Source organism: Sphingomonas sp. HT-1 (assembly GCF_048568905.1).
Taxonomy (GTDB): domain Bacteria; phylum Pseudomonadota; class Alphaproteobacteria; order Sphingomonadales; family Sphingomonadaceae; genus Sphingomonas.
On the sequence record NZ_CP183770.1, the window covers coordinates 2,153,282 to 2,177,299 of the forward strand.

23 protein-coding genes and 1 tRNA gene are annotated in these 24,018 nt (G+C 67.3%); 5 read left to right on the plus strand and 19 right to left on the minus strand.

The features are described 5' to 3' along the window. Positions 1-876 precede the first annotated feature (876 nt). The 3 genes from ACNFJ7_RS09925 to ACNFJ7_RS09935 form a co-directional block, all read right to left on the minus strand. Positions 877-1,653 carry a helix-turn-helix domain-containing protein gene (locus ACNFJ7_RS09925; protein ID WP_019370439.1) on the minus strand — a complete coding sequence of 259 codons (777 nt, stop codon included), beginning with the start codon at positions 1,651-1,653 and terminating at the stop codon, positions 877-879. A gap of 150 nt (positions 1,654-1,803) precedes the next feature. Further along, complete coding sequence (dapF, locus tag ACNFJ7_RS09930; protein WP_019370440.1) at positions 1,804-2,748, minus strand: diaminopimelate epimerase; 945 nt, start codon at positions 2,746-2,748, stop codon at positions 1,804-1,806. Positions 2,749-2,781: 33 nt separating this feature from the next. After that, positions 2,782-3,453 carry a glutathione S-transferase N-terminal domain-containing protein gene (locus tag ACNFJ7_RS09935; RefSeq protein ID WP_019370441.1) on the minus strand — a complete coding sequence of 224 codons (672 nt, stop codon included), beginning with the start codon at positions 3,451-3,453 and terminating at the stop codon, positions 2,782-2,784. A gap of 94 nt (positions 3,454-3,547) precedes the next feature. On the opposite strand from ACNFJ7_RS09935, the gene ACNFJ7_RS09940 reads away from it, so the two are divergent. Next, positions 3,548-6,040 (plus strand): DUF2339 domain-containing protein, encoded by a 2,493-nt coding sequence (locus tag ACNFJ7_RS09940; protein ID WP_037513905.1) that lies wholly within the window; start codon positions 3,548-3,550, stop codon positions 6,038-6,040. On the opposite strand, the gene ACNFJ7_RS09945 is transcribed toward ACNFJ7_RS09940, so the two are convergent. Continuing rightward, positions 5,980-6,486, minus strand: coding sequence for a DUF6456 domain-containing protein (locus tag ACNFJ7_RS09945; protein ID WP_050990192.1), 507 nt, complete (start codon positions 6,484-6,486; stop codon positions 5,980-5,982). The two genes, ACNFJ7_RS09940 and ACNFJ7_RS09945, sit on opposite strands and share 61 nt — an antisense overlap. Before the next feature lie 91 nt (positions 6,487-6,577). Here ACNFJ7_RS09945 and ACNFJ7_RS09950 point away from each other — a divergent pair, with 91 nt between their 5' ends. Then, positions 6,578-7,141: a helix-turn-helix domain-containing protein gene (locus tag ACNFJ7_RS09950; RefSeq protein ID WP_019370444.1), complete on the plus strand. Its 564-nt coding sequence runs from the start codon at positions 6,578-6,580 to the stop codon at positions 7,139-7,141. A gap of 68 nt (positions 7,142-7,209) precedes the next feature. After that, entirely contained in the window at positions 7,210-7,578 is a 369-nt protein-coding gene (locus tag ACNFJ7_RS09955) for a hypothetical protein (RefSeq protein WP_019370445.1), read from the plus strand. Between the two features lie 78 nt (positions 7,579-7,656). Here the strand turns inward: ACNFJ7_RS09955 and ACNFJ7_RS09960 are convergent. From ACNFJ7_RS09960 to ACNFJ7_RS09990, 7 genes are all read right to left on the minus strand, one after another. Beyond that, a tRNA-Val gene (locus ACNFJ7_RS09960) sits at positions 7,657-7,732 on the minus strand. A 64-nt stretch (positions 7,733-7,796) separates the two neighbouring features. Then, positions 7,797-8,738 carry a hypothetical protein gene (locus ACNFJ7_RS09965; protein WP_019370446.1) on the minus strand — a complete coding sequence of 314 codons (942 nt, stop codon included), beginning with the start codon at positions 8,736-8,738 and terminating at the stop codon, positions 7,797-7,799. Positions 8,739-8,881: 143 nt separating this feature from the next. Continuing rightward, positions 8,882-10,360 carry an NAD(P)(+) transhydrogenase (Re/Si-specific) subunit beta gene (locus tag ACNFJ7_RS09970; RefSeq protein ID WP_026009291.1) on the minus strand — a complete coding sequence of 493 codons (1,479 nt, stop codon included), beginning with the start codon at positions 10,358-10,360 and terminating at the stop codon, positions 8,882-8,884. A gap of 25 nt (positions 10,361-10,385) precedes the next feature. Continuing rightward, positions 10,386-10,679 carry a proton-translocating transhydrogenase family protein gene (locus tag ACNFJ7_RS09975; protein WP_019370448.1) on the minus strand — a complete coding sequence of 98 codons (294 nt, stop codon included), beginning with the start codon at positions 10,677-10,679 and terminating at the stop codon, positions 10,386-10,388. Positions 10,680-10,681: 2 nt separating this feature from the next. Then, positions 10,682-11,050 carry a DUF559 domain-containing protein gene (locus ACNFJ7_RS09980; protein ID WP_419724215.1) on the minus strand — a complete coding sequence of 123 codons (369 nt, stop codon included), beginning with the start codon at positions 11,048-11,050 and terminating at the stop codon, positions 10,682-10,684. Then, the gene (locus tag ACNFJ7_RS09985; protein WP_026009292.1) at positions 11,047-12,168 is read right to left on the minus strand and encodes a Re/Si-specific NAD(P)(+) transhydrogenase subunit alpha; all 1,122 of its coding nucleotides are present in this window, start codon (positions 12,166-12,168) and stop codon (positions 11,047-11,049) included. Before ACNFJ7_RS09985 ends, ACNFJ7_RS09980 begins: the two co-directional genes overlap by 4 nt. A 1-nt stretch (position 12,169) precedes the next feature. After that, positions 12,170-12,307 (minus strand): aa3-type cytochrome c oxidase subunit IV, encoded by a 138-nt coding sequence (locus ACNFJ7_RS09990; protein ID WP_019370451.1) that lies wholly within the window; start codon positions 12,305-12,307, stop codon positions 12,170-12,172. Between the two features lie 161 nt (positions 12,308-12,468). Between ACNFJ7_RS09990 and ACNFJ7_RS09995 the strand changes: the two genes are divergently transcribed. Beyond that, positions 12,469-13,899, plus strand: coding sequence for a sigma-54-dependent transcriptional regulator (locus ACNFJ7_RS09995; RefSeq protein ID WP_019370452.1), 1,431 nt, complete (start codon positions 12,469-12,471; stop codon positions 13,897-13,899). On the opposite strand, the gene folP is transcribed toward ACNFJ7_RS09995, so the two are convergent. The 7 genes from folP to glmM all read right to left on the minus strand — a co-directional run bounded on the left by folP (position 13,884) and on the right by glmM (position 20,550). Further along, the gene (gene folP / locus ACNFJ7_RS10000) at positions 13,884-14,981 is read right to left on the minus strand and encodes a dihydropteroate synthase (RefSeq protein WP_019370453.1); all 1,098 of its coding nucleotides are present in this window, start codon (positions 14,979-14,981) and stop codon (positions 13,884-13,886) included. The two genes, ACNFJ7_RS09995 and folP, sit on opposite strands and share 16 nt — an antisense overlap. A 190-nt stretch (positions 14,982-15,171) precedes the next feature. Continuing rightward, positions 15,172-16,302 carry a site-specific DNA-methyltransferase gene (locus ACNFJ7_RS10005; RefSeq protein WP_019370454.1) on the minus strand — a complete coding sequence of 377 codons (1,131 nt, stop codon included), beginning with the start codon at positions 16,300-16,302 and terminating at the stop codon, positions 15,172-15,174. Positions 16,303-16,553: 251 nt separating this feature from the next. After that, positions 16,554-17,123 (minus strand): hypothetical protein, encoded by a 570-nt coding sequence (locus tag ACNFJ7_RS10010; RefSeq protein ID WP_019370456.1) that lies wholly within the window; start codon positions 17,121-17,123, stop codon positions 16,554-16,556. Positions 17,124-17,201: 78 nt separating this feature from the next. Continuing rightward, positions 17,202-17,828, minus strand: coding sequence for a ribonuclease HII (locus tag ACNFJ7_RS10015; RefSeq protein WP_019370457.1), 627 nt, complete (start codon positions 17,826-17,828; stop codon positions 17,202-17,204). Further along, positions 17,821-18,981, minus strand: coding sequence for a bifunctional hydroxymethylpyrimidine kinase/phosphomethylpyrimidine kinase (gene thiD, locus ACNFJ7_RS10020; protein WP_019370458.1), 1,161 nt, complete (start codon positions 18,979-18,981; stop codon positions 17,821-17,823). The genes ACNFJ7_RS10015 and thiD overlap by 8 nt, the downstream gene beginning before the upstream one ends. A 4-nt stretch (positions 18,982-18,985) precedes the next feature. After that, positions 18,986-19,210, minus strand: a complete 225-nt coding sequence (locus ACNFJ7_RS10025) for a DUF1272 domain-containing protein (RefSeq protein ID WP_019370459.1) — start codon at positions 19,208-19,210, stop codon at positions 18,986-18,988. Beyond that, positions 19,210-20,550 carry a phosphoglucosamine mutase gene (glmM, locus tag ACNFJ7_RS10030; RefSeq protein ID WP_019370460.1) on the minus strand — a complete coding sequence of 447 codons (1,341 nt, stop codon included), beginning with the start codon at positions 20,548-20,550 and terminating at the stop codon, positions 19,210-19,212. The genes ACNFJ7_RS10025 and glmM overlap by 1 nt, the downstream gene beginning before the upstream one ends. 71 nt (positions 20,551-20,621) lie before the next feature. Here glmM and ACNFJ7_RS10035 point away from each other — a divergent pair, with 71 nt between their 5' ends. Next, positions 20,622-21,869, plus strand: coding sequence for a dicarboxylate/amino acid:cation symporter (locus ACNFJ7_RS10035; protein WP_019370461.1), 1,248 nt, complete (start codon positions 20,622-20,624; stop codon positions 21,867-21,869). Between the two features lie 713 nt (positions 21,870-22,582). Here ACNFJ7_RS10035 and gorA read toward each other — a convergent pair. After that, the gene (gorA, locus tag ACNFJ7_RS10040; RefSeq protein WP_019370462.1) at positions 22,583-23,929 is read right to left on the minus strand and encodes a glutathione-disulfide reductase; all 1,347 of its coding nucleotides are present in this window, start codon (positions 23,927-23,929) and stop codon (positions 22,583-22,585) included. Between the last annotated feature and the right edge of the window lie 89 nt (positions 23,930-24,018).

Below are 24,018 nucleotides of genomic sequence, written 5' to 3' on the forward strand. Positions count from 1 at the left end.
GTTCTTAAACACCACGCCACCCTAGATCGGCAACCGGCCTGACCGGCGCGGGCTACATTTTCGAGCATGAATACGCCTGCCACCTTCTTGTACGCGTGAACGGGCGTAATCAGCTCTGGGCAAAATTGCAGGGTTTATATGCTTGCTATGAAGCCCAGTTGCCGTGCTGAGCGGCCTGCAGTTCATTGGTGTGTCGCAGAATCGAATTCGTGCGCCCCACTGCATCCCTGGACTGGCCGAGAGAGCCAAGACGCACGTTCCCGATCGCCGCGCTCAGGCGCAACCTCGTTTGTCGCTTTAGATGCGCGGGCCGGATCGAGGACGATCGCGATGACTATGACCAGCTTCAGTTGGCGCTGACAGCGGCGGCCGTCTAATGGGAGCCGACGGCCAACGTTGGCCATTCGCGGCTGCCCTCGCTGATAGATGAACGAATGTCGGCTTTCACGCGGTCGCTTCAATCAATGAAACGACCGAGTATGGGGCGCAAAGCCGACCGGCCAATTTGCGCTACCCGAATGGCGGGTTTCAGACAAAGCCGGCGTTCGCATCAGCGACGCTGAATGTCTTGAGCCGGTCGATTGTGTTGAAAAACTCCGTGAGCGGCTGACCGACAGCGATGGAGTGCAACATGAATTCGCACGGACCACCTGACCAATTATCAAACTACAACTGGCGAGCTATTTTAGCATCGATATTTCAGTGCTGACCACCATGATCGGCCCGCGAAGAGTTTTTCAACACAATCGGTCGCCTGCTGCCGCAGAACGTTCACCCGCCGCTCGTCACCGCCCACTCGCGGTAAGCGTTGACTGCAGTCCTCGGCAACGCGCGCCGTGTTCCGGTGCCGAGGGCCGGCACCGGGACGACGCTCCTTCAGTCTTGCCGGCGCAGGAAGACGGTGACGCGGGCCTCGCCTTGGGGCCCCGGAACGGCGCGCAGATCCGTTGCCACGATCTTGAATCCGGCCCCCGCGAGCCGCTCGCGCAAGGCGTCGCTTCGAACCCCGGCCTTGGCGCGCTTCACCGCGCCGGGCGGCACACTGCCCTCGACGCGGCACAACGTCGCGGCACATTGGACTGCGTTCGATTGAACGCCGTCGACCAGCGCGAAAAGCGCCCAGACCCGCAGCTCGGACGGTGCCGCCCACTCGGTGTCGCGCGCCTCTGCGGCGAAGCGGGCCTGATAGGGTGCGAGCGGGGATGCAGCCTGCGCGGACGCTGCCGGCGGTCGCGGCGGAGAAGCGATCTGCGTAGCGACAAAGGCTAGGGCAGCAACGGCGGTGATGACGAACATGATAATGAAGCTCCTCGGCCCCCGGCGAGCCACCATGACCGCGCCGGGCGCCTGCGGTTCTGCGTCGGCCAAACCATGCCCCGGAACCTCCATTTCCTTGTCCCAATTTTCTTGGGCGGCAAGGCGGCGGGCAAGCTCGCGGCTGCTGGCGGCGCCCGTCTTGCGGCGCGCCTCGCGCAGTCGCTCGTTGACGGCATGGATGGAGAGATTCATCGCCGCTGCGATGGATTTCGTGGTGTGGCCCTTGGCCAACAGCGCGAGCACCTGGCGTTCGGCCGGACTCAAGCGCGGCAACGGGTCCGGGGACGACGACATGGCACAGGTATCGCCGCCGATCGCGCCCGCGACAAGACGCAAGGTTGCGCGCTCCGCGAACGGTCAAATCCGGTCGGCAAGTGTCGCACGACGGGCCGGCGTAACAACAGCGATGCTTATCTGTGTCCCGAACGCGGTCAGGTCCGCGCCCCCGCGTTCCGCCGGTCAGGCGGGTCGCCCTGGGTTTACGCCCTAGCGGGTGCCGGCGACAAGCGCGGCCCAGGCGCTGCGTTCCGCGTCGCGCACCCGCAGCGTCTCCACCGCGCCCAGCGTGCCGCCGGCAAGGTCGACGTCGATCGCCAATTCGGCCTCGAACGTGGCGTTGCCGCTCAGCATCACGCAACGATCCTGCTCCGCCTGGCCGCGTACCATGCCGCCGCGGTTGAACACCGCGACCGGGGTGGCGAACGGCACGCGCCCGGTCAGCGCCGCGCTCAGCACCGATGCGGCCATCGCGCTGCCGCAGCTGTCGGTCAGGCCCACGCCGCGCTCGAAGGTGCGCACGAACAGGCTGGTCGGCCCCCGCTGCTCGACGAACGAGACGTTCGCGCGCGCCGGGATCAGCGCCGGCCGACTTTCGCACCAGCGGCCCAGCGCCACCAGTTCCGCCTCGTCCACCTGGTCGACAAAGGTCACCAGATGCGGGTTCGGCATCGCCACCGCCGTGAAGCGGCGCGGATTGGGCAGGCCGTGGATCGGCGCATCGATCACCTGCTCGGCCGCGCCGATCAGCCCCACATCGGCGGCGCGCGTCGAATTCGGCCCCACCAGCGTGCGGATCGTCGTCACGCCGGCGGCGATATCGGCGTCGCGGGCGGCCGTCGCAGTGCTGGTCTTCAGCTTCACCTGCGCGGTGTCGATCCCCAGCACCTCGAAGCCCAGCCGCGCGGTGCACCGCAGGCCGTTGAGGCAGGTCTCGGCCTCGGACCCGTCCGAATTCCACATGCGCATGCCGAAGCGGTGGCCGTCGTCGCCCGGCACCAGCGCCAGCAGCCCGTCGCCGCCCACCGGCCCGGCGCGGTCGGCGAGCAGGCGGGCGAGCGTCGCCCAGTCGGCGTCGGACAGCGCCAGCGCGCGGGCGTCGATCAGCGGGAAGTCGTTTCCCGAACCATGGCATTTGATGAAGGCGATGCGCATGGCCGACCCTCTAGGCCGTGGGCAGCGCTTTGGCTATGCCGCGCGCACTTCGCCGCCGCCCATCGCTGCCACCTGCGCCCGATCGCGCGCGATGATCGTCGCGAAGCTCGGCCGCGCATGGATCGCCTCGACATAGGCCGCGGTCCGCGGATAGCGGGAGGCATCGACGCACACGCCGATGCACCCCAGCGTCGCCAGCGGGCTCGCCACCGAGATGTCGGCCAGGGTGAAGCGGTCCTCCACCAGGAAGCCGCTGTCCGGAATCGTCCGCTCCAGATAGTCGAGCAGCGGCGGCAGCTGCTCCTTCTCGGCCTGGTCGGCGGCGTCGTGATCGCAGGGGATATGCATCACCCGCGGCTTGACGAACCGGTTGCCAAAAATCGCCCCGCCGGCCGCCATCATCAAAGTATCGGCCATCTCGTCGAACCAGATCGTGCGGGCGCGCGCCTGCGGCTCCAGCGGGATCAGGTTGGGCTCGGGGAACTTGGCCTCGAGATAGGTCACGATCGCGGTGGAATCGGCGATGGTAAAGTCGCCGTCGCGAAAACCAGGCATCTTTCCGAACGGGCTCGCGGCGCGGAAATCGGGGTCAGGGCTGCCCGGCCCGGCGAACTTCAGCTGCAATTCCAGTCCCTTTTCCGCACCGAACACCATGCACTTGCGCACGTAAGGCGACAGGGTTGAACCATAGACAATCATCGGCATTCCTCCCCTTAATACCCCGCAGCATAGCCCAAATTGCGCCGCGTCGCGCCCCCGAAGCGCGACATTGTCGCGGCGGCGTGCCAAGCTGGTGCCGATGATCGGTTCGCTTCTCCTGCTTGTCGCCTGTGCCGGCGCGTTCGGCTTTCTCCTGCTCCAGGCCCGGATCGGCCAGCTGGAGCGCACCGTGCAGGCGATGGAGGAGGAACTCGCCCGCTTGCACGATCGCACCCAGTCGGCGCCGATCCCCCGCCCGCCGGCCACCGTCACCGCCACCACAAGGTCCGGGCCGGTCCCGCCCGCGATTCCCGAACCCGCGTTGCGCAGCGAACCGCAGCCGGAACCGCTGCCAGAGCCCGAGTCGCGCTTTGCGCTTCCGCGACTCAGCTTCGAATCGCTGGTGGGTGGTCGGCTGCCGATCTGGATTGGCGGCGTCGCGCTGGTGCTCGCGGGCTTTTTCCTGGTCCGCTATTCGATCGAACAGGGTCTGCTTGGCCCCGCCGCGCGCACCACGATCGCCGCGCTGTTCGGCATCGCGCTGGTCGCAGCCAGCGAGGCAGTGCGGCGGTTGCCGGCGACGCGCGACGATCCCCGGCTGGGCCAGGCCCTTGCCGGTGCGGGCATCGCCAGCCTCTATGGCACGCTCTACATGGCTGCCGCGCTCTATCATCTGATTGCGCCGCTTTCCGCCTTCGTCCTCGTCCTGTTGGTCACGCTGGGGGCGATGGCGCTGTCGCTCCGCCATGGCCCGCCTACCGCAGTGATGGCACTGGTGGGCGGCTTCCTCGCGCCGCTGGTCGCCGGGTTCGATGCCGCCGGCGTCGGTCCGCTGCTGGTGTATCTCGGCCTGTTCGTGGCGGCGCTGTTCGGGCTGGCGGTCCATCGCGGCTGGGGCTGGCTGGCCTTTGCCGCGAGCTTCGCCGGTCTGGCCTGGGCACAGTTTCTGATCGCGGTACTCGATGGCAGCGGCAATCTCTCGGCGGTCGGCGGCTTCACCATGCTGCTCGCCGGCGGCGCCAGCGCTGCGCTGCCCGTAGCGGGGATCCGCAGCCGCTGGCTCCGCCTGGCGCCGCTGCTCGCCGGATTGCTTCAACTGGTGGTGATCGCGCCGGGGCTGGAATTCAGCGCGCTTGCCTGGAGCTTCTATCTGGTGCTCGCCGCGGCGGCGCTCGCCCTTGCCTGGCGCGACGCGACCTATCTGGCCGGTGCGCTGGCCAGCCTGGTGCTGTTGCTCGCGCTCGAGGGGCTCGCGCTGCTTGCCCCCGCGACTAGCCCCACCCCGCTGGCAGCCATCGTCGCCACGCTGTTGTTCGGTGGCACCGGCCAATGGCTGGCGCGGCGCAGCCGGGAGTGGCTGCTGGTGGCGCTGCTCGGCACCGGCGGACCGCTGCTTGTGGCGCATCTCTTCGCCGCTGCCTTGTTGCCGGGCTGGGGCTGGGGACTGCTCGAAGCCGCCGCAGCCGCGGCCTGCGCCCGCCTCGCTGTGCCGCTGCGTACCGAAGCGGACAGCCGCGCGCTGATCGCCACCACGCTCGCTACCGCGCTGCTCGCCACCGTCGCCCTCGCGCAATTCGTGCCGAACAACTGGGTTGCCGTGCCGCTCGCGGCGGCACTGCTGCTGCTCGGCATCTGGGCGCGGCAGAACACGGTGCCGTCGCTCTTCGTGCTGCCGGTGCTGCCGCTGGTCGCCGCACTCGTCGCCGCCGCGCCGCAACTGTTCGGGCTGGCCGGGCTGGTGTTCGAAACGACAACCGGCACCCGGATTGCCTATCCGCTGCTGCCGCCGTTCGCCGATCTGCTGCGCACCCTTGCCCTGCCGATAGCCGCCGCGATCGTGCTGCTTGGTGACCCGCGCCAGTTCGGTGCCGCCCGGAGATTGGCCGCGCCGCTGGCCGCAGGGCTGGGCCTGATGCTGCTCTATGCGCTCGCCAAGCAGCCGCTCGCCATCGCCACGCCCGAACGCTTCCTCGCCTGGGGCTTTGTCGAACGGGCGCTGATCACGCAGGTCTGTCTTGCCGCCGGATGGGCGCTTGCACGCGCCGGCCGCCTGCCAACGCTCAGCCGCGCGCTGCTGCTGCTCGGCCTCGCCCGCATCGTGCTGTTCGACGCGCTGATGGTCAATCCGGCGTTCGTGGCGCAGTGGAGCGGCCCGCTGCCGCTGGTGCATCTCGCCCTTGCTGCCTTCTGGTGCTGGACGCTGCCCCACTCGCGCTGGCGGATTGCCGCCGCCTTGCTCACCCTCGCCGCCGCGCTCGTCGCGATCCGCCAATGGACACATGGGCCCATTCTCACCGGGCCGATCAGCACCTTTGAGAATGGCGGCTATTCGGCGGCGTTGCTCGGCGTCGCACTGGCCTGGCTGGTCCGCGGCATCACCGCCGCGCGCCATGATTTGCGCATTGCCGGCCTCGTGCTGCTCACCTGCGCCACCTTCAAGGTGTTCCTGGTCGATGCCGCCGCGCTGGACGGGCTGCTGCGCATCCTTTCCTTCCTGGGGCTCGGCGTGGCGCTGATCGCGATCGGCTGGGCCTATAGCCGGTTCCTTGCCCGCCCCGCCGCCACGCCGTCGTCCGATCCCGGCAGACCATAATGGTCCGCCACCCGGTCGAGCGCGAGGCACAGCACCAGCTTGCCCGCCCGGCTGGGCCAGCCAAGCGCCTGTTCCGCCTCGCGCAGACCTTCGCCGGCGCACACCACGCGCCATAGCACGTCCGCCAGCCCCCGCCCTGCCGCCGCGATCGCCACGTCGAAGCGGCGCTTGGCGGCAATCTGCGCCAGGGTCGGGTCCATCGGTGCCGGTGCGCTTCGCCTTCCGTCAGAGCGCGGTGCCGGATCCCAGCACATCGTCACCCGCGGACCCAGCGCCGCCCGCTCATAATCGGCGCGCAGCCGCTCGCCCGCTTCGAACTGGCGCGCATCGACATGGCCGCGTGCGCGCAGCCAGCGCAGCGGTGACTCGGCCAGGTTCACCGTGACCCGCCGTCGCGCACGGCTCTGCACGTCCACGTTCAGCACCTGCTCCACTCGATCCTGCATCGCGTGATCTCCTTTCGTTCCGAGTCGCACCCTCTTGCCATCGCGGCGCATCTGTAGGAAAGGAGAAAACCGATTTGGTTAGGAGTGGGCGATGATCACTGCCATTCGCGAAGTGCGCCGCGCCAAGGGACTGACGCTCGACGATGTCGCGCAGCGCTGCGTGCCGCCGACGACGGCGCAGACGATCGGCCGGCTCGAAACCGGTACGCGCACCGTATCGGTGGCATGGCTCAACCGCATCGCTGCGGCGCTGGACGTCGATGCCGCCGATCTCGTTCAGCTGCCCGAGCGGCCCGACATCCCGGTCGCCGCGCTGCTCGAAGCCGATGGCGCGCACGCACCCCGCCGCCCTAGCACGCTGGTGCCACCGCGCCCTGAAGCGGGAACGGTCGCGATCGCGGTGGAGGCGAGTATCGGCGAATATCGCGCCGGCGACGCGATCTGGTGCGAACGGCTTGCGCCGCCAGACTTCGGCCGTGCTCTCAATCGCGACGTGCTGGTGCCGCGCCCTGCCGGGCGGTTCCTGTTCGGTCGGCTGATCGGACGCGACGGCGATCGGCTGCAGCTGCTGCCGCCGGGCGCGGGCGGGCGCCAACAGGTGGTGGCGGATCCCGCCTGGATCGCCGTCGCCGTACGGCTGGTACGCGCGCTATAGGCATTGTTACGCCCTTGCCCGGCGGCGCAGTTGGGCGCAAAATACTTCGTACTGGAGGGACATAGACCATGAAGAAACTGGCACTCATCACGTCCGCAGCGATCCTCGCGGCGGCCACCCCCGCGTTGGCCGACGAATGGGATTTCATGCTGATCAACAGCACCGGCAAGGCCATCGACAAGATCGAAGTCGCGCCGACAGGCAGCACCGCCTGGGTCGAAAACAAGTTCGACGCCGAACTGAACAAGAACGGCAAGGTCAAGGCCGGCGGCAAGACGACGGTGCATTTCGACAAGGCGGCGTCCGCCTGCAAGTTCGATGTGCGGGGCACGTTCGAAGACAAGACCAGCGCGGTCTGGTCGAACATCAACCTGTGCGACAACAGCTATGTCACGTTGGCCTTCACGGGCGACAAGCCGACGTTCAAGGCGAACTGATCCGCCGCGGCGGGCGCCCGCGGGTGCCCGCCCCACGCGACGCAGGAGTTCGCGGCCTCACGATATCAATGTGAGAAATGGTGGGCGGTGACGGGCTCGAACCGCCGACCCTCTCGGTGTAAACGAGATGCTCTACCAACTGAGCTAACCGCCCGCAGACCGCCACGAGCGATTGCGTTGAACGCCGATGCCAAAGCTCGGCGCGAAGGGCAAGACCCTCATGCCAAATTCAGTCCCGCCCGCTTCACTGCGCCTGCATAGCGGAGCATGCCGTCGCGGGCGCGCTGGGTGAGCCCGATATAGGCGCGGCGGCGATCGTTGGTATCGGCCCGACGCTCGAACAGCCCCGCTTCGTTCATCGTGCCGATCCAGCGCAACGCGGTGGTGGGCGGCACGGCAGCAGCGATGCACAGGCTGGAAACCGATACCTGGCGGTGCTCCAGTTCGGCGGCAAACAGGTCCAGCAGCATGTCCCAGGCAGGATCGGCGAACAGCTCGCCTTCGAAGAAGTCGGCCCGCATCCGGCGTGCCCGGATCACCCGGCGGATCTCCTGCGGGCTCGGCAGGAGCGCATCGTCGCTGCGAAAGGCGAGGCTGTCGTTGCGCACCATCGCGGGCTCATCGCTCATTTCCGCACGCGTCAGCCGCGCCAGCGAATCCGCGATTCGCGCCACTTCCTCCTGGAACCGCCGCATTCGCAGCGCATCGGTGTCGCGCGCGCTGTCGTGCAGGCGCGCCGCTCCCTGCTGGCGCGCGAACAGGGCGCTGCCCAGCCGATCGGCATCGCTGGGCGCGCATTGCAGCGCCGCCTCGGGCGGCAACAGCGCGGCCGCGAGATCGATCTGGTCGTCCGCCACCGTGGCGATCAGCGGAAGGCGCCGCTCCTCCGCCAGCCCGCCCAGCCGCGCGAGCAGCGGTTCGGCCAGCGAAAGCGGCAGGCCGGCTGCCTCTAGCAGGACGATCTGCACACCGTCGGTCAGATGCGGCTCCACCAGCGCGGCGGCCGCGTCGATCGGCGTGCGGGTGCGGTATCCGGCCTGGCGGGCGGCCCGGCACGCCGCAACGCTCTCGGGCCCCTGCGCGGCGACGATCAGCGCCACTTCGGACGGAAGATCATATCGGACGGGCATGTCGCCATCGGCGTAAGCAATGTCGTGCATAACCCCCTCCAAGTTCGGCGTCTGTTCCCCATCCTTGCCGCAAAGGTCCGAAATGGCGGAGAAGGAGTTCCTCCATTTCGGATCGACCATCCCCGCCGCGGGCGCGTTCCCTCCGTTTCGGAGCAGCCGACGCGCCGTGTGCGCTATTCGAGCGCCTTCACGATCTCCTCAACCATCTTCTTGGCATCCGCCAGCAGCATCATCGTGTTATCGCGATAGAACAACTCATTGTCGACACCGGCATAGCCCACACCGCCCATGCTGCGCTTGATGAACAGCACGGTCTTCGCCTTCTCAACGTCCAGAACTGGCATGCCGTAGATCGGCGAGGACTTGTCGGTCTTGGCGGCGGGATTGGTCACGTCATTGGCGCCGATAACGAAGGCGACGTCGGTCTGGGCGAATTCCGAGTTGATGTCTTCCAGCTCGAACACGTCGTCATAAGGCACATTGGCTTCGGCCAGCAGCACGTTCATGTGCCCCGGCATGCGCCCGGCAACCGGGTGAATCGCATATTTCACCCGCACGCCATGCGCCTTCAGCTTGTCGCCCATTTCGCGCAGTGCATGCTGGGCCTGCGCCACCGCCATGCCATAGCCCGGAACGATGATCACCTGCTCGGCCTGGCTCATCAGGAAAGCGGCATCATCGGCCGAGCCGCGCTTCCACGGCCGGTCGATTGCGGCCGCGCCGCCCGCGCCGCCGCCGGCATCGCCGCCAAAGCCCCCGGCGATGACGCTGATGAAGCTGCGGTTCATCGCGCGGCACATGATGTAGCTCAGGATCGCGCCCGAACTGCCGACCAGCGCGCCGGTGACGATCATCGCGGTGTTGTGCAGCGTGAAGCCCATCGCCGCCGCCGCCCAGCCCGAATAGCTGTTCAGCATCGACACCACGACAGGCATGTCCGCACCGCCGATCGGCACGATCAGCAGGAAGCCGATCACGAAGCTCAGCACGGTGATGGTCCAGAAGATCCAGGGCGCCTGGTCCTGCGTGAAATAGCCGACCAGACCCAGGATGCCGGCGAGCAGCGCCAGGTTGATCACGTGGCGGCCCGGCAGCAGGATCGGCTTGCCGCCCATGTTGCCGTTCAGCTTCAGGAACGCGATCACCGATCCAGAAAAGGTGATCGCGCCGATCGCCACGCCCAGCCCCATCTCGACGCGACTTACGCTGAGGATCTCGCCGTCTGCGCCCAGAATCCCGAACGCGCCGGGATTGAGGAACGCCGCCGCGGCGACCAGCACGGCGGCCAGGCCCACCAGCGAGTGGAACGCGGCGACCAGCTGCGGCATCGCCGTCATCGCGATCCGCCGCGCCGTGACGATGCCGATCGCGGCGCCGATCCCGATCGCCAACAGCAGTTCGATCATTGTCAGCATGTCCAGCACCGGCGTGCCGAAATTCTCGCAGATCGCACCCGTCGGACATGGCGGAGCGATCCACGGGATGTGCGTTACCAGCGTGGTGACGACCGCAATCGTCATCCCGATCATGCCCAGCCGGTTGCCGCGCTGGCTCGACGACGGGCTGGAAAGGCCACGCAGCGCCAGGATGAAGCATACTCCCGCCACCAGATAGGCCAGCGACGCCCATGGATTGCTTGCCAGATGTTCCATGCTCAGCATTCCCCCAGGCGGCGCATCAACGCGCCTTTTTCTTGTACATGGCGAGCATCCGCGCCGTCACCGCGAACCCGCCGAAGATGTTGATGCTGGCCAGCACCACCGCGAGCAGGCCCAGCCATTTGGAGGTCGCTCCGCCCGCGCCGATCCCGCTTGCCGCGCTGGCGATCAGCGCACCGACGATAATGACCGAAGAAATGGCGTTGGTCACCGCCATCAGCGGCGTGTGTAGTGCCGGCGTCACCGACCACACCACATAATAGCCGACGAAACACGCCAGCACGAAGATCGACAGGATCGAGATGAAGTCCATAGTTACTCCTGATCCGCGCGCATCGGCGCCGAAAGATCCTTCCCGGCACGGGGAAGGGGACCAGCCGCAGGCTGATGGAGGGGGAGCCCGGCAAAGGACGCGATCGGGGACGCTACTGCGTCCGTGTCCTGCAAAATCTCCGCCGCATCGATACGCACAACATGATATCCATTATCCGCAAGAAACCGATCCTTGCGGCGGTCGTGCGCAACCACCACGGGCACCGCATGCACCTGACCATCGACTTCGATTACCAGCCGGCGCGCCAACGCGACTTCCGGCCGGATTGCCCGCTGCACTCCCCCTCCACCGCGCTTCGCGCGGTCCCCCTCCCCGTGCCGGGGAGGATCAGGGAGCGCAACCGGTGTCACGACAACAACCTCTCGTGCACCACCTTGCCGCCCTGCGTCACGCGGACGGCACTGCCGATCTCGTCGTCCAGCACCGGCTTGCCCGCATCCTTGTCCCAGAACGCAGACAGAAAGTTGAACAGGTTGCGCGCGAACAGCGCGGAGGCATCGGTCGCCAGCCGGCTGGGAACGTTGCGATGGCCGATGATCTTCACACCGTGTCGTTCGACGATTTCGCCCGGCACTGCGCCTTCCACATTGCCGCCTTGCTCCACCGCCAGGTCGACGATCACGCTGCCCGGCTTCATGCTGGCCACCTGCGCGTCGCTGATCAGTCGCGGCGCGGGGCGCCCCGGGATCAGCGCGGTCGTGATCACGATATCCTGCTTGGCGATGTGCGCGGAGACGAGTTCGGCCTGCGCCGCCTTGTATTCGTCGCTCATCTCGGTGGCATAGCCGCCGGTGCCTTCGCCTTCGATGCCCTTCACATTCTCCACGAAGATCGGCTTCGCGCCAAGCGACAGGATCTGCTCTTTGGTCGCGGCGCGCACGTCGGTCGCGGAAACCTGCGCGCCCAGCCGCCGTGCGGTGGCGATCGCCTGCAGCCCCGCCACGCCCACACCCATCACGAACAGCTTGGCGGCGCTCACCGTGCCCGCAGCCGTCATCATCATCGGGAAGGCGCGGTCAAATTCGGCCGCCGCGTCCAGCACCGCCTTGTAGCCGGCAAGGTTCGATTGCGACGACAGGATATCCATCGATTGCGCCCGCGTGATGCGCGGCATGAATTCCATCGAAAGCGCTTCGAGCCCCAGCGCGGCGTAGCGATCGAGTCGCGCCCGCTCGCCGAACGGGTTCAGCCCGGCAACCAGCCACGCGCCCTGCTTCAGGCCCGCCAGGCTGTCCGGATCGGGGCCCTGCACGGCCAGCACGATATCGGCGTTTGCGAGCACCTCCGCCCGCGATCCCAGCGTCGCGCCGGCGTCGCGATAGGCCTGGTCACTATAGGATGCGGCTATTCCCGCGCCGCTTTCGATTGCCACGTTCGCTTGTAAGCCGATGAACTTCTTCACCGTTTCCGGGGTAGCCGCAACCCGCCGCTCAGCAAACGCGGCCTCTTTCAATACAGCGATCTTCACGTCAATGTGCGATCAGGAAGACGACAAAGGCGGCAATCAGCACGACGATGACCGTTCCCCATTTCATCAATGCAGTGAAACCGTGGAAGGTATCGAGATGCGTTTGGACCTCGCCAGCGTTTTCGCCCGTTTCCGCCATGGATCAGCTTCCTCTCCAAAGGTGCCCCATGCCTTATACCGCTGCGTCGCGCGCCCTCAACCCCGCCGGCCCAAGAACTGGTTCGTGCAGGCTTAAGCCGAACTTTACGCATCTGTACTAGAGATGCGGCTCGAAACGGGACAATTGGGACTGGAGTCGGCATGACGCGCAACGGACAGCGCCTTCTGTTGCTGATCGATTCGGAACCGGCGCAGCGGCGTCTGGTGGCGGCGATCGCATCGCGCCGCAGCTGGCGGACGCTGTTCGCCGACGACGCCGGCTCGGCGCTGTCGACGCTGGCGACCGCCGAGGGCATGGCGGTAGATGCGATCATCCTCGATCATTCGGGTTCCGATGCGGATGCTTCGGCGCTGATCGGCGATCTGCGGGCACGCCGCCCGTCCTTGCCGATCCTCGTCCTGGCAGCCAATGGCTCGGTCGCCGCGGCGGTTGCGGCCATGCGCGCGGGGGCCAGCGATTTCCTGGTCAAGCCGATCGCCTCCGAACGCCTGCTCGCGGCGCTGGAAGCGGCGCTCGGCGGCAGCAGCGCCGGCGAGCTCCGGCCGCTGACCGAAAAGCTCACCGCCAATCTCGGCTTCGGCGGCATCGTCGGCTCGGCGCCGCAGTTCCGCGCCGCGCTGGCGATCGCAGCGAAGGCGGCTCGCGCCCGCGTCCCGGTGCTGATCGAAGGCGAAAGCGGCGTCGGCAAGCACGTGGTCGCCGAAGCGATCCACAGCGCCTCGCCGCGCAGCCGCAAGGAACTGGTCTGCGTCAATTGTGGTGCGATCACCGCCAATCTCGTCGAATCGGAGCTGTTCGGGCACGAGGAAGGCGCCTTTACCGGTGCGTTCGAGCGCAAGATCGGCCGCTTCGTCGATGCCGATGGCAGCACCATCTTCCTGGACGAAGTCAACGAAATGCCGCTGGAGGCGCAGGTAAAGCTGCTGCGCGTGCTGCAGACCGGCGAGATCCAGCCGCTCGGCGCCCGGCATCCGCGCGAAGTGGATGTGCGTATCGTCGCCGCCAGCAACGTGCCGCTGCTCGCCGAAGTCGAAGCAGGCCGCTTCCGCGAAGATCTCTATTATCGGCTGAACGTCGTGCAGGTCACCATCCCGCCGCTGCGCGAGCGCGCCGGCGACATCCCGGCGCTCGTTCGGCATCTGCTCGGTCGCATCGCCGAACAGCCGGGGCTGCGCGCGCTCGGGATCAGCGAAGACGCGCTGCAGTTGCTCAGCAGCTATGATTGGCCGGGCAATGTCCGCCAGCTGCAAAATGCATTGTTCCGCGCGGCCGTGCTCTGCGACGAAGACGGGCTGACGCAGGAGGATTTCCCGCAAATCGCCCAGCTCACCCGCGGTCGTTCGGCCACGCCCGGCCCGATGGGAGCGGCCGCCGCGGCCGCGGCCGGCATCACGCTGTTCCGGCCCGACGGCAATCTGCGCCCGCTCGACGAGATCGAGGCGGATGTGATCCGGCTGGCGATCGGCCATTATCGCGGCCGGATGACCGAGGTCGCCCGCCGCCTCGGCATCGGTCGCTCAACGCTGTACCGAAAGCTCGGCGAGCTGGGGATCGATCAGACCGCAGCGTGAGGCGCGGTGAGCGCGGCATCCTGCATGCCGCGCCACACCCGCAGCGCCTGGACGCTCTCGAACACGTCGTGGACACGCAGCAGCTGCACGCCCAGCGCGGCCCCCTTCAACGCCAGCGCGAGCGATCCGCCCAGCCGCTGTTCGGCGGGCGCGTCGTTGGCGAGCGCGCCGACCACCCGCTTGCGGCTCGCGCCCAGCAGGATCGGGCAGCCGATCCCGTGGAACAGCGCCAAGCCGTTCATCAGCGCGAGATTGTCCGCCAGCGACTTGCCGAAGCCGATGCCGGGATCGATGACGATCTTCGCCCGGTCGACGCCGGCGGCAACCACGGCCTCGACGCGCGCCTCCAGCCAGTCATAGACCTCGATCAGCACGTCGGCATAGCCGCCCGTCCCCTTGGCGCCGTGCTTGGGGTCGGCGGCGTGCATCAGCACGACGGGGCAGCCCGCGCGCGCGACCACCTCCAGTGCACGATCGTCGTAGAGCAGCGCGGACACGTCGTTGACGACATGCGCGCCCGCAGCGAGCGCCGCCTCCATGACCGCCGCCTTGCGGGTGTCGATCGAGATCGCCGCGCCGCTCGCTGCCAGCCGCTCGATCACCGGCACGACGCGCGCAATCTCGTCGCCTTCCCACACCGTTTCCGCGCCCGGCCGGGTGGATTCGCCGCCCACGTCGAGGATCGCCGCGCCGGCAATGCTCATGTCGACACCCGACTGCGCGGCAGCGGCCGGGTCGCCCAGATGCTTGCCGCCGTCGGAGAAGCTGTCGGGCGTCATGTTGAGGATCGCCATCACTTGCGGCTGATCGAAGCGCAGGGTGCGGGTGCCGAGGGTCAGCGGCGGGCGGGGCGCGGTGATGCGCGCGGCGATGGAGGCGAGGCGGGGATCGGCCTCGGCATCGGAGATGGAGACGGCGCGCTGAAGAACCCGCTTACCGTTCTCCACTGCGATCAGTTCATAGCCGGAGAACCAGCAAAGCCCGCCCGCCAGCCGCGCGACCTCGCCATCGCGCCCGACGGGCGTGTCGACGAACTGGATCGGGCGGAGGTAGAGGCGCGCGGCGGACGGAAGGTTGAGCATTCGGTCGTGCTACCGGCGCAACGCTCGCAATAAAAGCGCAACCCTCTAAGCCTTCGCTCCCGTCCCGCTTGCGGGAGGGGTCGGGGTAGGGGCGGGCGGGACGCAGGCTACGCCGGTGAAGAAAGAACCTCCACGTCGCACCCTCCCCTAGCCCCTCCCGCAAGAGGGAGGGGCATTTGACGGCAGGCGCTTACGGCTGCGTCGCGAGCAGATAGGTCTGGCGAAGCGCGTCGATCGGCTTGAGGCCGCCCTGATCCTCGTAATGCCAGAAGGTCCAGCCGTTGCAGCTCGGCGCGCCCTGCAGCGTCGCACCCAGCTTGTGGATCGACCCCGCCTGCCCGTCGCAGCTCAGCGAGCCGTCCGCGCCCACCACCGCGCGCCAGCGGCCCTTCACGTCGCTCAGCACGGTGCCGGGTACGAAATAGCCATTTTCGACCAGCTGGCCGAACGCCACGCGCGGGGCGGCCTTGGGAGCCTGCATCGTCTGCAGCGCGCTCTCGTCGAGCGGCAGCGCGGCGGCGATGCGCTCCAGCGCCGCTTCCACGTACACGCCCTCGCGATCGATGCCGATCCAGCGCCGGCCGAGGCGCTTGGCCACCGCGCCGGTGGTGCCGGTGCCGAAGAACGGATCGAGCACCACGTCGCCCGGCTTGGTGCAGGACAGCAGCACGCGGTACAGCAGCGCCTCCGGCTTTTGCGTCGGGTGGACCTTGTGACCGTTCTTCTTCAGCCGCTCTTGCCCGCTGCAGATCGGGAATTCCCAGTCGCTGCGCATCTGCAGCTCGTCGTTGAGCGTCTTCATCGAGCGATAGTTGAAGGTGTAGCGCGACTTCTCGCCCTTCGACGCCCAGATCAGCGTTTCGTGCGCGTTGGTGAACCGCGTGCCCTTGAAGTTGGGCATCGGGTTGGCCTTGCGCCAGATGATGTCGTTGAGGATCCAGAAGCCCAGATCCTGGATCGCCGAGCCCACCTTGAAGATGTTGTGGTAGCTGCCGATCACCCAGATCGTGCCATCGTCCTTCAGGATGCGCCGCGCCTGCGCCAGCCATTCGCGGGTGAACTTGTCATAGGCAGCGAGGCTGTCGAACTTGTCCCACTCGTCCGTCACCGCGTCGACATGGCTGCCGTCGGGACGGTTGAGATCGCCGCCCAGCTGCAGATTGTACGGCGGATCGGCGAAGATCATGTCGATCGACTTGTCGGGCAGCCCGCGCATCGCCTCGATGCAGTCCTGGCGCAGGATCGTGTCCAGCGGCAGCACGGCCGGCGCCTGCTTCGCGACGCGCGCACCCGCCCGTTTGACCTTCTCCAGCACGCCCATGAATCATTGCCCCTTCGCTCAAAAGGCACCCCTATTCGGGGCCGAGCGACTCCTCCGTCAAGAGGGGGGATCGCCGGGTGGTGACCCGAAGCAGGTAGTTGGCGCGGCGGAACATTTCGGCACCCGCCATATCTTGAGTCAAGAAGTTATCCACAGGCCCAAGCGCTGGTGGGTGTGGCCGAAAAGACTCAGTTCCGGTTTCGTGAAAATTTTCCCGCCCTGTGGATAAGCTGGAACGTTCCGCCAACGATTCAACCGATCGCGATGGCCTCACCGCCGCCCGCGACGCTTGCCGCGAGCCGCGCACGGGCCTGCGTGAACAGTCCCAGTTCGTAGAGCGCCTGCGCCTCGCGCCCCAGCCATTCGGCCTCGTCGCCGAATCGGAGGCGCGCCGCGACGCACAGCGCCACGCGCACTTCACACGAGGTGCCCGCCGCCTGCATCGCCCTGCGCAGCGCCTTGCGACTGGGCCGCGGCCCCAGCATGTCGGAGGGCAGGCGCAGCGACAATGCCCGCTCCCGCCAGGGTTCGATCTCGCCCAGATCGGCGAATGCGCTCGCCAGCGCCGGATCGCGCAGCGTTTCCAGAAAGGCGATGTGCAGCGGATGCATCGGGTCGGTCAGCGCCGCACCGTCGTCGAAGCGGAAGCGGATCGCCCCCAGCCCGCGCGATTCGGCATAGCGAACCATCGCCGCCATTTCGTGGAAGCTCGCCGGCCCGACGATCGCCTCGCGCAGCAGTTCGGCCAGGACGGGATCATAGCGCGTCACGGGCTGGAACCCGCCGGCCGCCCCTCCCATGATGCTGCCCATATATGCCATGCCCGCTCCTCCCGCTGCTATCCTTCCATTGTAGGACGGCGGCGAAAGCGCAGGGCGCACTAGGCAAAATTTGCCGGGTTATTCCGCCGCGATCGGCCCGAAATCGAGATGTGCCTGCGCGACCGGCGCAAAGCTGCGGCGATGGTGCGGTGTCGGGCCCAGCGCGCGCAGCGCCTCCTGGTGGGCCTTGCCGCCATAGCCCTTGTTCGATGCCCAGCCATAGCCGGGGAACTGCGCATCGAGTTCCACCATCATGCAGTCGCGCCGATGCTTGGCGACGATCGAGGCCGCCGCAATCGACAGGCACAGCGCATCGCCGCTCACCACCGCCTCGCTGCGATGATCCCATTTCGGGCAGCGATTGCCGTCGACCAGCACGAAGGCGGGCGGGAAGCCGAGGGACTCTACCGCGCGCGTCATCGCCAGCATCGTCGCCCACAGGATGTTCAGCCGGTCGATCTCCTCGACGCTGGCGATCCCCACCCCCACCTTCGCGCAGGCGAGCAGTTCCTCGCACAGCCGCGCGCGCTTGGCGGCCGTCAGCGCCTTGGAATCGTTGATGCCCTCGGGAATGCAGTCCGGGTCCAGCACCACCGCGGCGGCCACCACCGGTCCGGCCAGCGGACCGCGCCCGGCCTCGTCCACTCCGGCTACCGGGCCGGCGTGGCGCTGGAAATAGCGGGTTTCGTAGGAAAGGTCAGGCATCGTCCTCGATCCGCCATGGCGGAAAGCGGCGCATTTCGCCAGCCTGATATAGCCGGATCTGGTTGCCGGCAGGATCTCGCAACCGCGCCTCGCGCCAGCCCCATTTCTCGTCCTTGGGCTCCTGTTCGAAGCGGAAGCCCTGCTGCTGGAGATAGGCGACGGTCACGTCGAGGTCGCCGCATTCGAAATAGACCACCGGCGCGGTGTACGCCTCGTCGGTCGCGATCGAGAAGGTCGCGCCGCCCTCGGTCTCGAAGCGCGCATAGCGGGGGCTGGCGCGCACCACCTGCCGCAGCCCGAGCAGCCGATAGAAGCGCTCGCTCGCCACCAGATCCTGCGCCGGCACCGTCACTTGGTTCAGCATCGGCTCGAAGAAGCTCATGTTGAGGTCGAGCCGCACCGCCTGCTGCGCCATCGGCCCGTGTCCCCGCCCCAGCCCCTCGGCCTCGCGCATCGCGATTCGCACGAAGCGCCGCGCCCGGCTCACCGCCTCGGGCAGGTCCCATTCGCAGGCGAGGCCGCAGGCGATGGCGGAGGCCAGCGTGCAGCCGGTGCCATGGTCGTTCTCGCTGTCGATCTTCGGATCGCGCCACTCGATCCGCGGCGGGTCCTCCGGATTGAACGAATAGAGGGTGTCGACCACTTCCGGCCCCGCGCCATGCCCGCCCTTCACCAGCACCGCGCAGCGATGCGCCGCCACGATCTCCTGCGGATCGCGGCCCAGCGCCTCCAGCTCGGGCAGGTTGGGCGTCACCACGGTCGCCCGGTCCATCAGCCGCTCGAACGCGGCGACGGTCGCGTCGTCGGCCAGCCGGGCGCCGCTCGTCGCCACCATCACGGGATCGAACACCACCGGCACGCCGGGCAGTTCGTCCAGCCGCTCGGCCACTGCCAGCGCGGTGCGGGCCGAACCGATCATGCCGATCTTCACCGCATCCACGCCGATGTCGCGCACCACCGAATCGATCTGCGCCAGCACCATGTCGGTCGGCACGGCATGCACCGCCTGCACGCCCACCGTATTCTGCGCGGTGATCGCGGTGATCGCGGTCATCGCGTGGCCACCCAGCATGGTCACGGTCTTGATGTCGGCCTGGATCCCGGCGCCCCCGCCGGAATCCGAGCCTGCGATGATCAGCACGCGTGCGCCCATGCCCTTACCCCTTGTGCTTCCGCTCGGTGGATGCCGGATGCCGCTTTAGCGCATCGCCGACCCGCGCGGGACGATCGAGCAGTTCGCCGCCGCAATTGGGGCAGCGCTCGTCGAGTTCGTCGGCGCATTCGGCGCAGAAGGTGCATTCGAACGAGCAGATGAACGCGCCGCCGGCATCGGCCGGCAGGTCGGTGCCGCAGCGTTCGCAATCGGGCCGCATGTCCAGCATCAGGCTGCCGCCTCGCGCACCGCGTCGCAGATCCGGTCGACCACCGCTTCCACCTGCCCGCGATCATCGCCTTCGGCCATGACCCGGATCACCGGTTCGGTGCCGGAGGCGCGGATCACCAGCCGGCCGCGCCCCTTCAGCTCGACTTCTGCCCCTGCAATCACCTCCTGCACGCGCGCATCCTCCAGCGGCTTGCCGCCGGCGAAGCGGACGTTCTTGAGGAGCTGCGGCAATGGCTCGAACCGGCGCAGCACTTCGCTGGCCGGCGCACCCGCGCGGACGATCTCGGCCAGCACCTGCAGCGCCGCGACAAGCCCGTCGCCGGTGGTGGCATAGTCGGAGAGGATGATATGCCCGCTCTGCTCGCCGCCGACATTATAGCCGGAGCCGCGCATCTTCTCGAGCACATAGCGGTCGCCCACCTTGGTGCGCACCAGCCCCAGGCCCTGCGCGGCGAGGTGCCGCTCGAGCCCCAGGTTCGACATGACGGTGGCCACCAGCCCGCCACCGGCAAGCTTACCCTGCCGCGCCCAGCCGGTGGCGATCAGCGCCATCAGTTGGTCGCCGTCGATCACCGTGCCGGTCTCGTCGACCACGATCAGCCGGTCGGCATCGCCGTCGAGCGCGATACCCAGCGCCGCCCCCGATCCCACCACCGTTTCGCACAGCACCTGCGGCGCGGTGGAGCCGACGCCGTCATTGATGTTCTTGCCGTTGGGGGAAACACCGATCGAGACGACTTCCGCGCCCAGTTCCCAAAGCGCCGCGGGCGCCACCTGATACGCCGCGCCGTTGGCGCAATCGACCACCACTTTCAGCCCGTCCAGCGTCAGTTCGGACGGAAAGGTCGATTTGGCGAAGTGGATATAGCGGCCCCGCGCATCCTCCACGCGCCGCGCCCGGCCGATGGCGGCGGAAGGCGCCAGCGCCACATCGCCCTCGATCAGCCCTTCGATCGCCTCCTCGTCGGCATCGGAGAGCTTGTAGCCATCGGGCCCGAACAGCTTGATGCCGTTGTCGAAATACGGGTTGTGGCTCGCCGAGATCATCACGCCCAGATCGGCGCGCATCGAATGGGTCAGCATCGCCACCGCCGGCGTCGGCATCGGGCCGACCAGCACCACGTCCATGCCGACGCTGGTGAAACCCGCGACCATCGCATTTTCCAGCATATAGCCGGACAGTCGCGTATCCTTGCCGATCACCACCCGGTGGCGGTGATCGCCGCGGCGGAAATGGGCGCCGGCGGCCATGCCCACCTTCATCGCCATCGCCGCCGTCATCGGGGACAGGTTGGTCGCCCCGCGGATGCCGTCGGTGCCGAAATATTTTCTTGCCATGCTGCTCGTTCTCGCGCCCTTGTCGCGTTGTGTGCGTGCTGTGATAGCGGCGAAAATCTCAAAGGGCGAGCATGTCGCAACCAACCCGTATTCTTCTTTCCCTGCTGGCCGGGCTCGCGATCGGCGCCACATTGTCGGCCTATTCGCCGCAGACCGGCCTTGCCGTCGCCGGCTGGGCACAGCCGGTGGGCCAGGCCTGGCTCAACGGCCTGCAGATGACGATCGTGCCGCTGGTGGTCGCGCTGCTGATCACCGGCGTCACCGCCACGGCAGAGGCCGCCGCCGCCGGCCGCCTCGCCGGGCGGGCGATCGCGCTCTATGTCGTGCTGCTGTTCTGCTCCGCGCTGGTCGCCGCGGTGCTGACGCCGCTGTTCCTCCAGATCGCGCCGCTGCCGCAGGAATCCGCTGCCAGCCTCCGCGCGGCGCTGAGCGGCGCGGAAAAGATCGGGCCGGTGCCCCCGCTCGGCGAGTTCCTGGCGGCGATCATCCCGGCCAACATCGTCAAGGCGGCGGCGGAAAACGCGTTTCTTTCGCTGATCATCTTCTCGCTGGTCTTCGCCTTCGCGATCACCCGGGTAAGCACGGAATCGCGCACGCTGCTCACCAACTTCTTCATCGCAGTGCGCGACGTGATGCTGGTGGTGATCGATTGGGTGCTCTGGATCGGCCCCATCGGCGTGTTCGCGCTGGCGCTGGTGGTCGGCGCCAAGGCGGGCACCGGCGCATTCGGCGCGCTGCTCCACTACATCCTGATCGTCGCCAGCGTCGGCCTGGTCATCACGCTGCTCGCCTATCCGGCGGCGGTGCTCGGCGGGCGCATCGGCCTCGGGCGCTATATCCGCGCCGCGCTGCCCAGCCAGGCGGTGGCGATCAGCACCCAATCGTCGCTTGCGACGCTGCCGGTGATGGTCGAAAGCGCCGAGGAAGTGGGTGTGCCGGTGGCCGTCTCCGGCGTCACCATGCCGCTGGCGGTGGCGATCTTCCGCGCGACCGGCCCGGCGATGAACTTCGCCGTGGCGATCTATGTCGCCACCTGGTTCGGCGTGCCGCTGTCCGTCCCCACGCTGCTCGTCGGCGCGGTGGTCGCGATGCTCACGTCGCTCGGCTCGGTCAGCCTGCCCGGCACGGTCAGCTATGTCAGCGCCATCTCCCCTGTCGCCGCGACGATCGGCGCGCCGATCACGCCGCTGGGCCTGCTGGTCGCGGTGGAAACCCTGCCGGACATCATGCGCACCGTCGGCAACGTCACCTGGGATCTGGCGACGACGATCTGGCTGTCGCGCAAGGCCGAGGCACCGGTGTCCGCACCGGCCGAATAGCGGCCGAGAGTTCGCCAGGAACCCGGCCCCGCGCTCCTGCGAGAGCAGGAATGCGGCGCTGCCGAGTCAGCCCAATGAAGGAGCGGGTCTGCTGCAGCGCGCCGAATGGCGAAATGTGGTGGGAGGCTGCCGTTCAGCTAGAACGGCAATTGCAATTTTACGGATGATACTCCTCGATCGCTCTGCCGCCTTCGGTTACGCTTTTCATATCTATGACTAGCAGAAAGTCGTTATTAGGGCCGTCCGTCAATATGTAGCCGTCTACTACTGCTTTAAACCCAACAGGCCGGCTGCGTTTCTCAGAATATTCCTTTAATCTAGTGAAAATAGCAGGAGGGTTTATGTCTCCGAGTGAGTATAAATTGAAATATCTTCCACCGCACGAATCTATTTTAACTTTCGTGCCGACGGCTCCAAATATGACACCTGATACTGGTAGTTCGCGTATGCGCTTTCCGAACTGACAGGACTCGATAGGATTTGCGCTGCACCCGCCAAGTAACCCGACCAGCAACACCGTCAAAGTTGAATACCGCACCCTCCTCGTCACGCCTAATCCTTCAACCATTTTCGTCCGGGTGCCAAACGGTTCACCTGCCTAGCAGTTAATGCTGAAGATGATGCAACAAGGTTCGAATGACCGCAACTGGGGCGTTAGCTGCCGCGCCATCTGTCTCCGCGCGGCTGCCGCCGGGCAACCGCGCGGGCCTAGCCTATTTGAGCAGCACCAGTTCCTCGGCCATGCTCGGGTGCAGCGCCACGGTGGCGTCGAACGCGTCCTTGGTCAGTCCCGCCTTCACCGCCACGGCGGCGGCCTGCAAAATCTCCGGCGCATCCGGACCGATCATGTGCAGGCCCACCACCTTGCCGGTCACGCCGTCGCAGATCATCTTGTACAGCGCGCGCTCGTGCCGACCGGCAAGGACGTTCTTCATCGCCCGGAAGTCCGAGGTATAGACCTTCACCGAGCCCAGCTTGTTGCGCGCTTCGCCTTCCGTCATCCCCACCGCGGCGATCGGCGGGTGGCTGAACACCGCGCTCGGGATGCAGTGATAGTCGACCCGGTGCGGCTTGCCGCCGAACAGCGTGTCGGCGAAGGCCTGGCCCTCGCGGATCGCCACCGGCGTCAGCTGGACGCGATTGGTCACGTCGCCCACCGCATAGATGCTGTCGACGGTGCTGCGATTGTCCGCATCCACCTTCACCGCGCCCTTGTCGTCCAGTTCGACGCCCAGCGCCTCCAGCCCCAGCCCCTTGCTGTTGGGCACGCGGCCGGTGGCGAACAGCACGCAATCGACGTCCATCGGATCATGGCCGCTCATCGAGACGCGCAACGAACCGTCCGCCTGCTTCTCGATCTTTTCGAATTCGGCGAAGAAGCGGAAATCGATGCCCTTGGTCATCGAAATCTGGAGCAGCCGGTCGCGTACCTGCATGTCATAGCCGCGCAGGATCACGTCGCTGCGGTTGACCAGCGTCACCTTCGATCCGAACTCGTTGAAGATGCCTGCGAATTCGTTGGCGATATAGCCACCGCCGGCGATCAGCACGCGCTTCGGCAGCGTCTCTAGATGGAAGACCTCGTTAGAGGTGATGCCATATTCGCTGCCGGGGAAACTCGGCACATGGGGGTGCGCGCCGGTGGCGATCAGGATCGTCTTGGCGCGCACCGTGCGGCCGCTCGCCAGCGTCACCTCCTGCGGTCCGGTAACGGTAGCGCGCTCGTGCAGGATCTCGACGCCGTTATTCTCCAGCCCCTGGGTGTAAAGGCCGTTCAGCCGGTCCACGTCCGCCAGCACATTGTCGCGCAGCGTCGGCCAGTCGAAACGGCAATCGGGCACGTCCCAGCCGAAGCGGCGCGCATCTTTCAGGTCCTCGGCGAAATGGGCGCCGAAGATCAGCAGCTTCTTCGGCACGCAACCGCGGATCACGCAGGTACCGCCGACGCGATACTCCTCCGCCACCGCCACCTTGGCACCATAGGCCGCCGACATCCGCGACGCGCGTACACCGCCCGAACCTGCGCCGATCACGAACAGGTCGAAGTCAAAGTCGGGCATGGGTCACTCCGGAGGTGCGCCGGCGGGAAAGGCCGGGAAAAAGGGGTCGAACGAAAGATAGGGCGCGGCAGCCGAAAACAAGGGCCGCC

Coding starts and splice junctions, on each gene's coding strand:
- folP (WP_019370453.1), bottom strand. CDS start 14,981: ATGCTCAACCTTCCGTCCGCCGCGCGCCTCTACCTCCGCCCGATCCAG.
- ACNFJ7_RS09970 (WP_026009291.1), bottom strand. CDS start 10,360: ATGGAACATCTGGCAAGCAATCCATGGGCGTCGCTGGCCTATCTGGTG.
- ACNFJ7_RS09975 (WP_019370448.1), bottom strand. CDS start 10,679: ATGGACTTCATCTCGATCCTGTCGATCTTCGTGCTGGCGTGTTTCGTC.
- ACNFJ7_RS09950 (WP_019370444.1), top strand. CDS start 6,578: ATGATCACTGCCATTCGCGAAGTGCGCCGCGCCAAGGGACTGACGCTC.
- gorA (WP_019370462.1), bottom strand. CDS start 23,929: ATGCCCGACTTTGACTTCGACCTGTTCGTGATCGGCGCAGGTTCGGGC.
- ACNFJ7_RS09940 (WP_037513905.1), top strand. CDS start 3,548: ATGATCGGTTCGCTTCTCCTGCTTGTCGCCTGTGCCGGCGCGTTCGGC.
- glmM (WP_019370460.1), bottom strand. CDS start 20,550: ATGGCAAGAAAATATTTCGGCACCGACGGCATCCGCGGGGCGACCAAC.
- ACNFJ7_RS09990 (WP_019370451.1), bottom strand. CDS start 12,307: ATGGCGGAAACGGGCGAAAACGCTGGCGAGGTCCAAACGCATCTCGAT.
- ACNFJ7_RS09935 (WP_019370441.1), bottom strand. CDS start 3,453: ATGCCGATGATTGTCTATGGTTCAACCCTGTCGCCTTACGTGCGCAAG.
- ACNFJ7_RS09945 (WP_050990192.1), bottom strand. CDS start 6,486: ATGCAGGATCGAGTGGAGCAGGTGCTGAACGTGGACGTGCAGAGCCGT.
- ACNFJ7_RS10005 (WP_019370454.1), bottom strand. CDS start 16,302: ATGGGCGTGCTGGAGAAGGTCAAACGGGCGGGTGCGCGCGTCGCGAAG.
- ACNFJ7_RS10015 (WP_019370457.1), bottom strand. CDS start 17,828: ATGCCTGACCTTTCCTACGAAACCCGCTATTTCCAGCGCCACGCCGGC.
- ACNFJ7_RS10025 (WP_019370459.1), bottom strand. CDS start 19,210: ATGCTGGACATGCGGCCCGATTGCGAACGCTGCGGCACCGACCTGCCG.
- ACNFJ7_RS10010 (WP_019370456.1), bottom strand. CDS start 17,123: ATGGCATATATGGGCAGCATCATGGGAGGGGCGGCCGGCGGGTTCCAG.
- dapF (WP_019370440.1), bottom strand. CDS start 2,748: ATGCGCATCGCCTTCATCAAATGCCATGGTTCGGGAAACGACTTCCCG.
- ACNFJ7_RS09955 (WP_019370445.1), top strand. CDS start 7,210: ATGAAGAAACTGGCACTCATCACGTCCGCAGCGATCCTCGCGGCGGCC.
- thiD (WP_019370458.1), bottom strand. CDS start 18,981: ATGGGCGCACGCGTGCTGATCATCGCAGGCTCGGATTCCGGCGGGGGC.
- ACNFJ7_RS10035 (WP_019370461.1), top strand. CDS start 20,622: ATGTCGCAACCAACCCGTATTCTTCTTTCCCTGCTGGCCGGGCTCGCG.
- ACNFJ7_RS09995 (WP_019370452.1), top strand. CDS start 12,469: ATGACGCGCAACGGACAGCGCCTTCTGTTGCTGATCGATTCGGAACCG.
- ACNFJ7_RS09965 (WP_019370446.1), bottom strand. CDS start 8,738: ATGCACGACATTGCTTACGCCGATGGCGACATGCCCGTCCGATATGAT.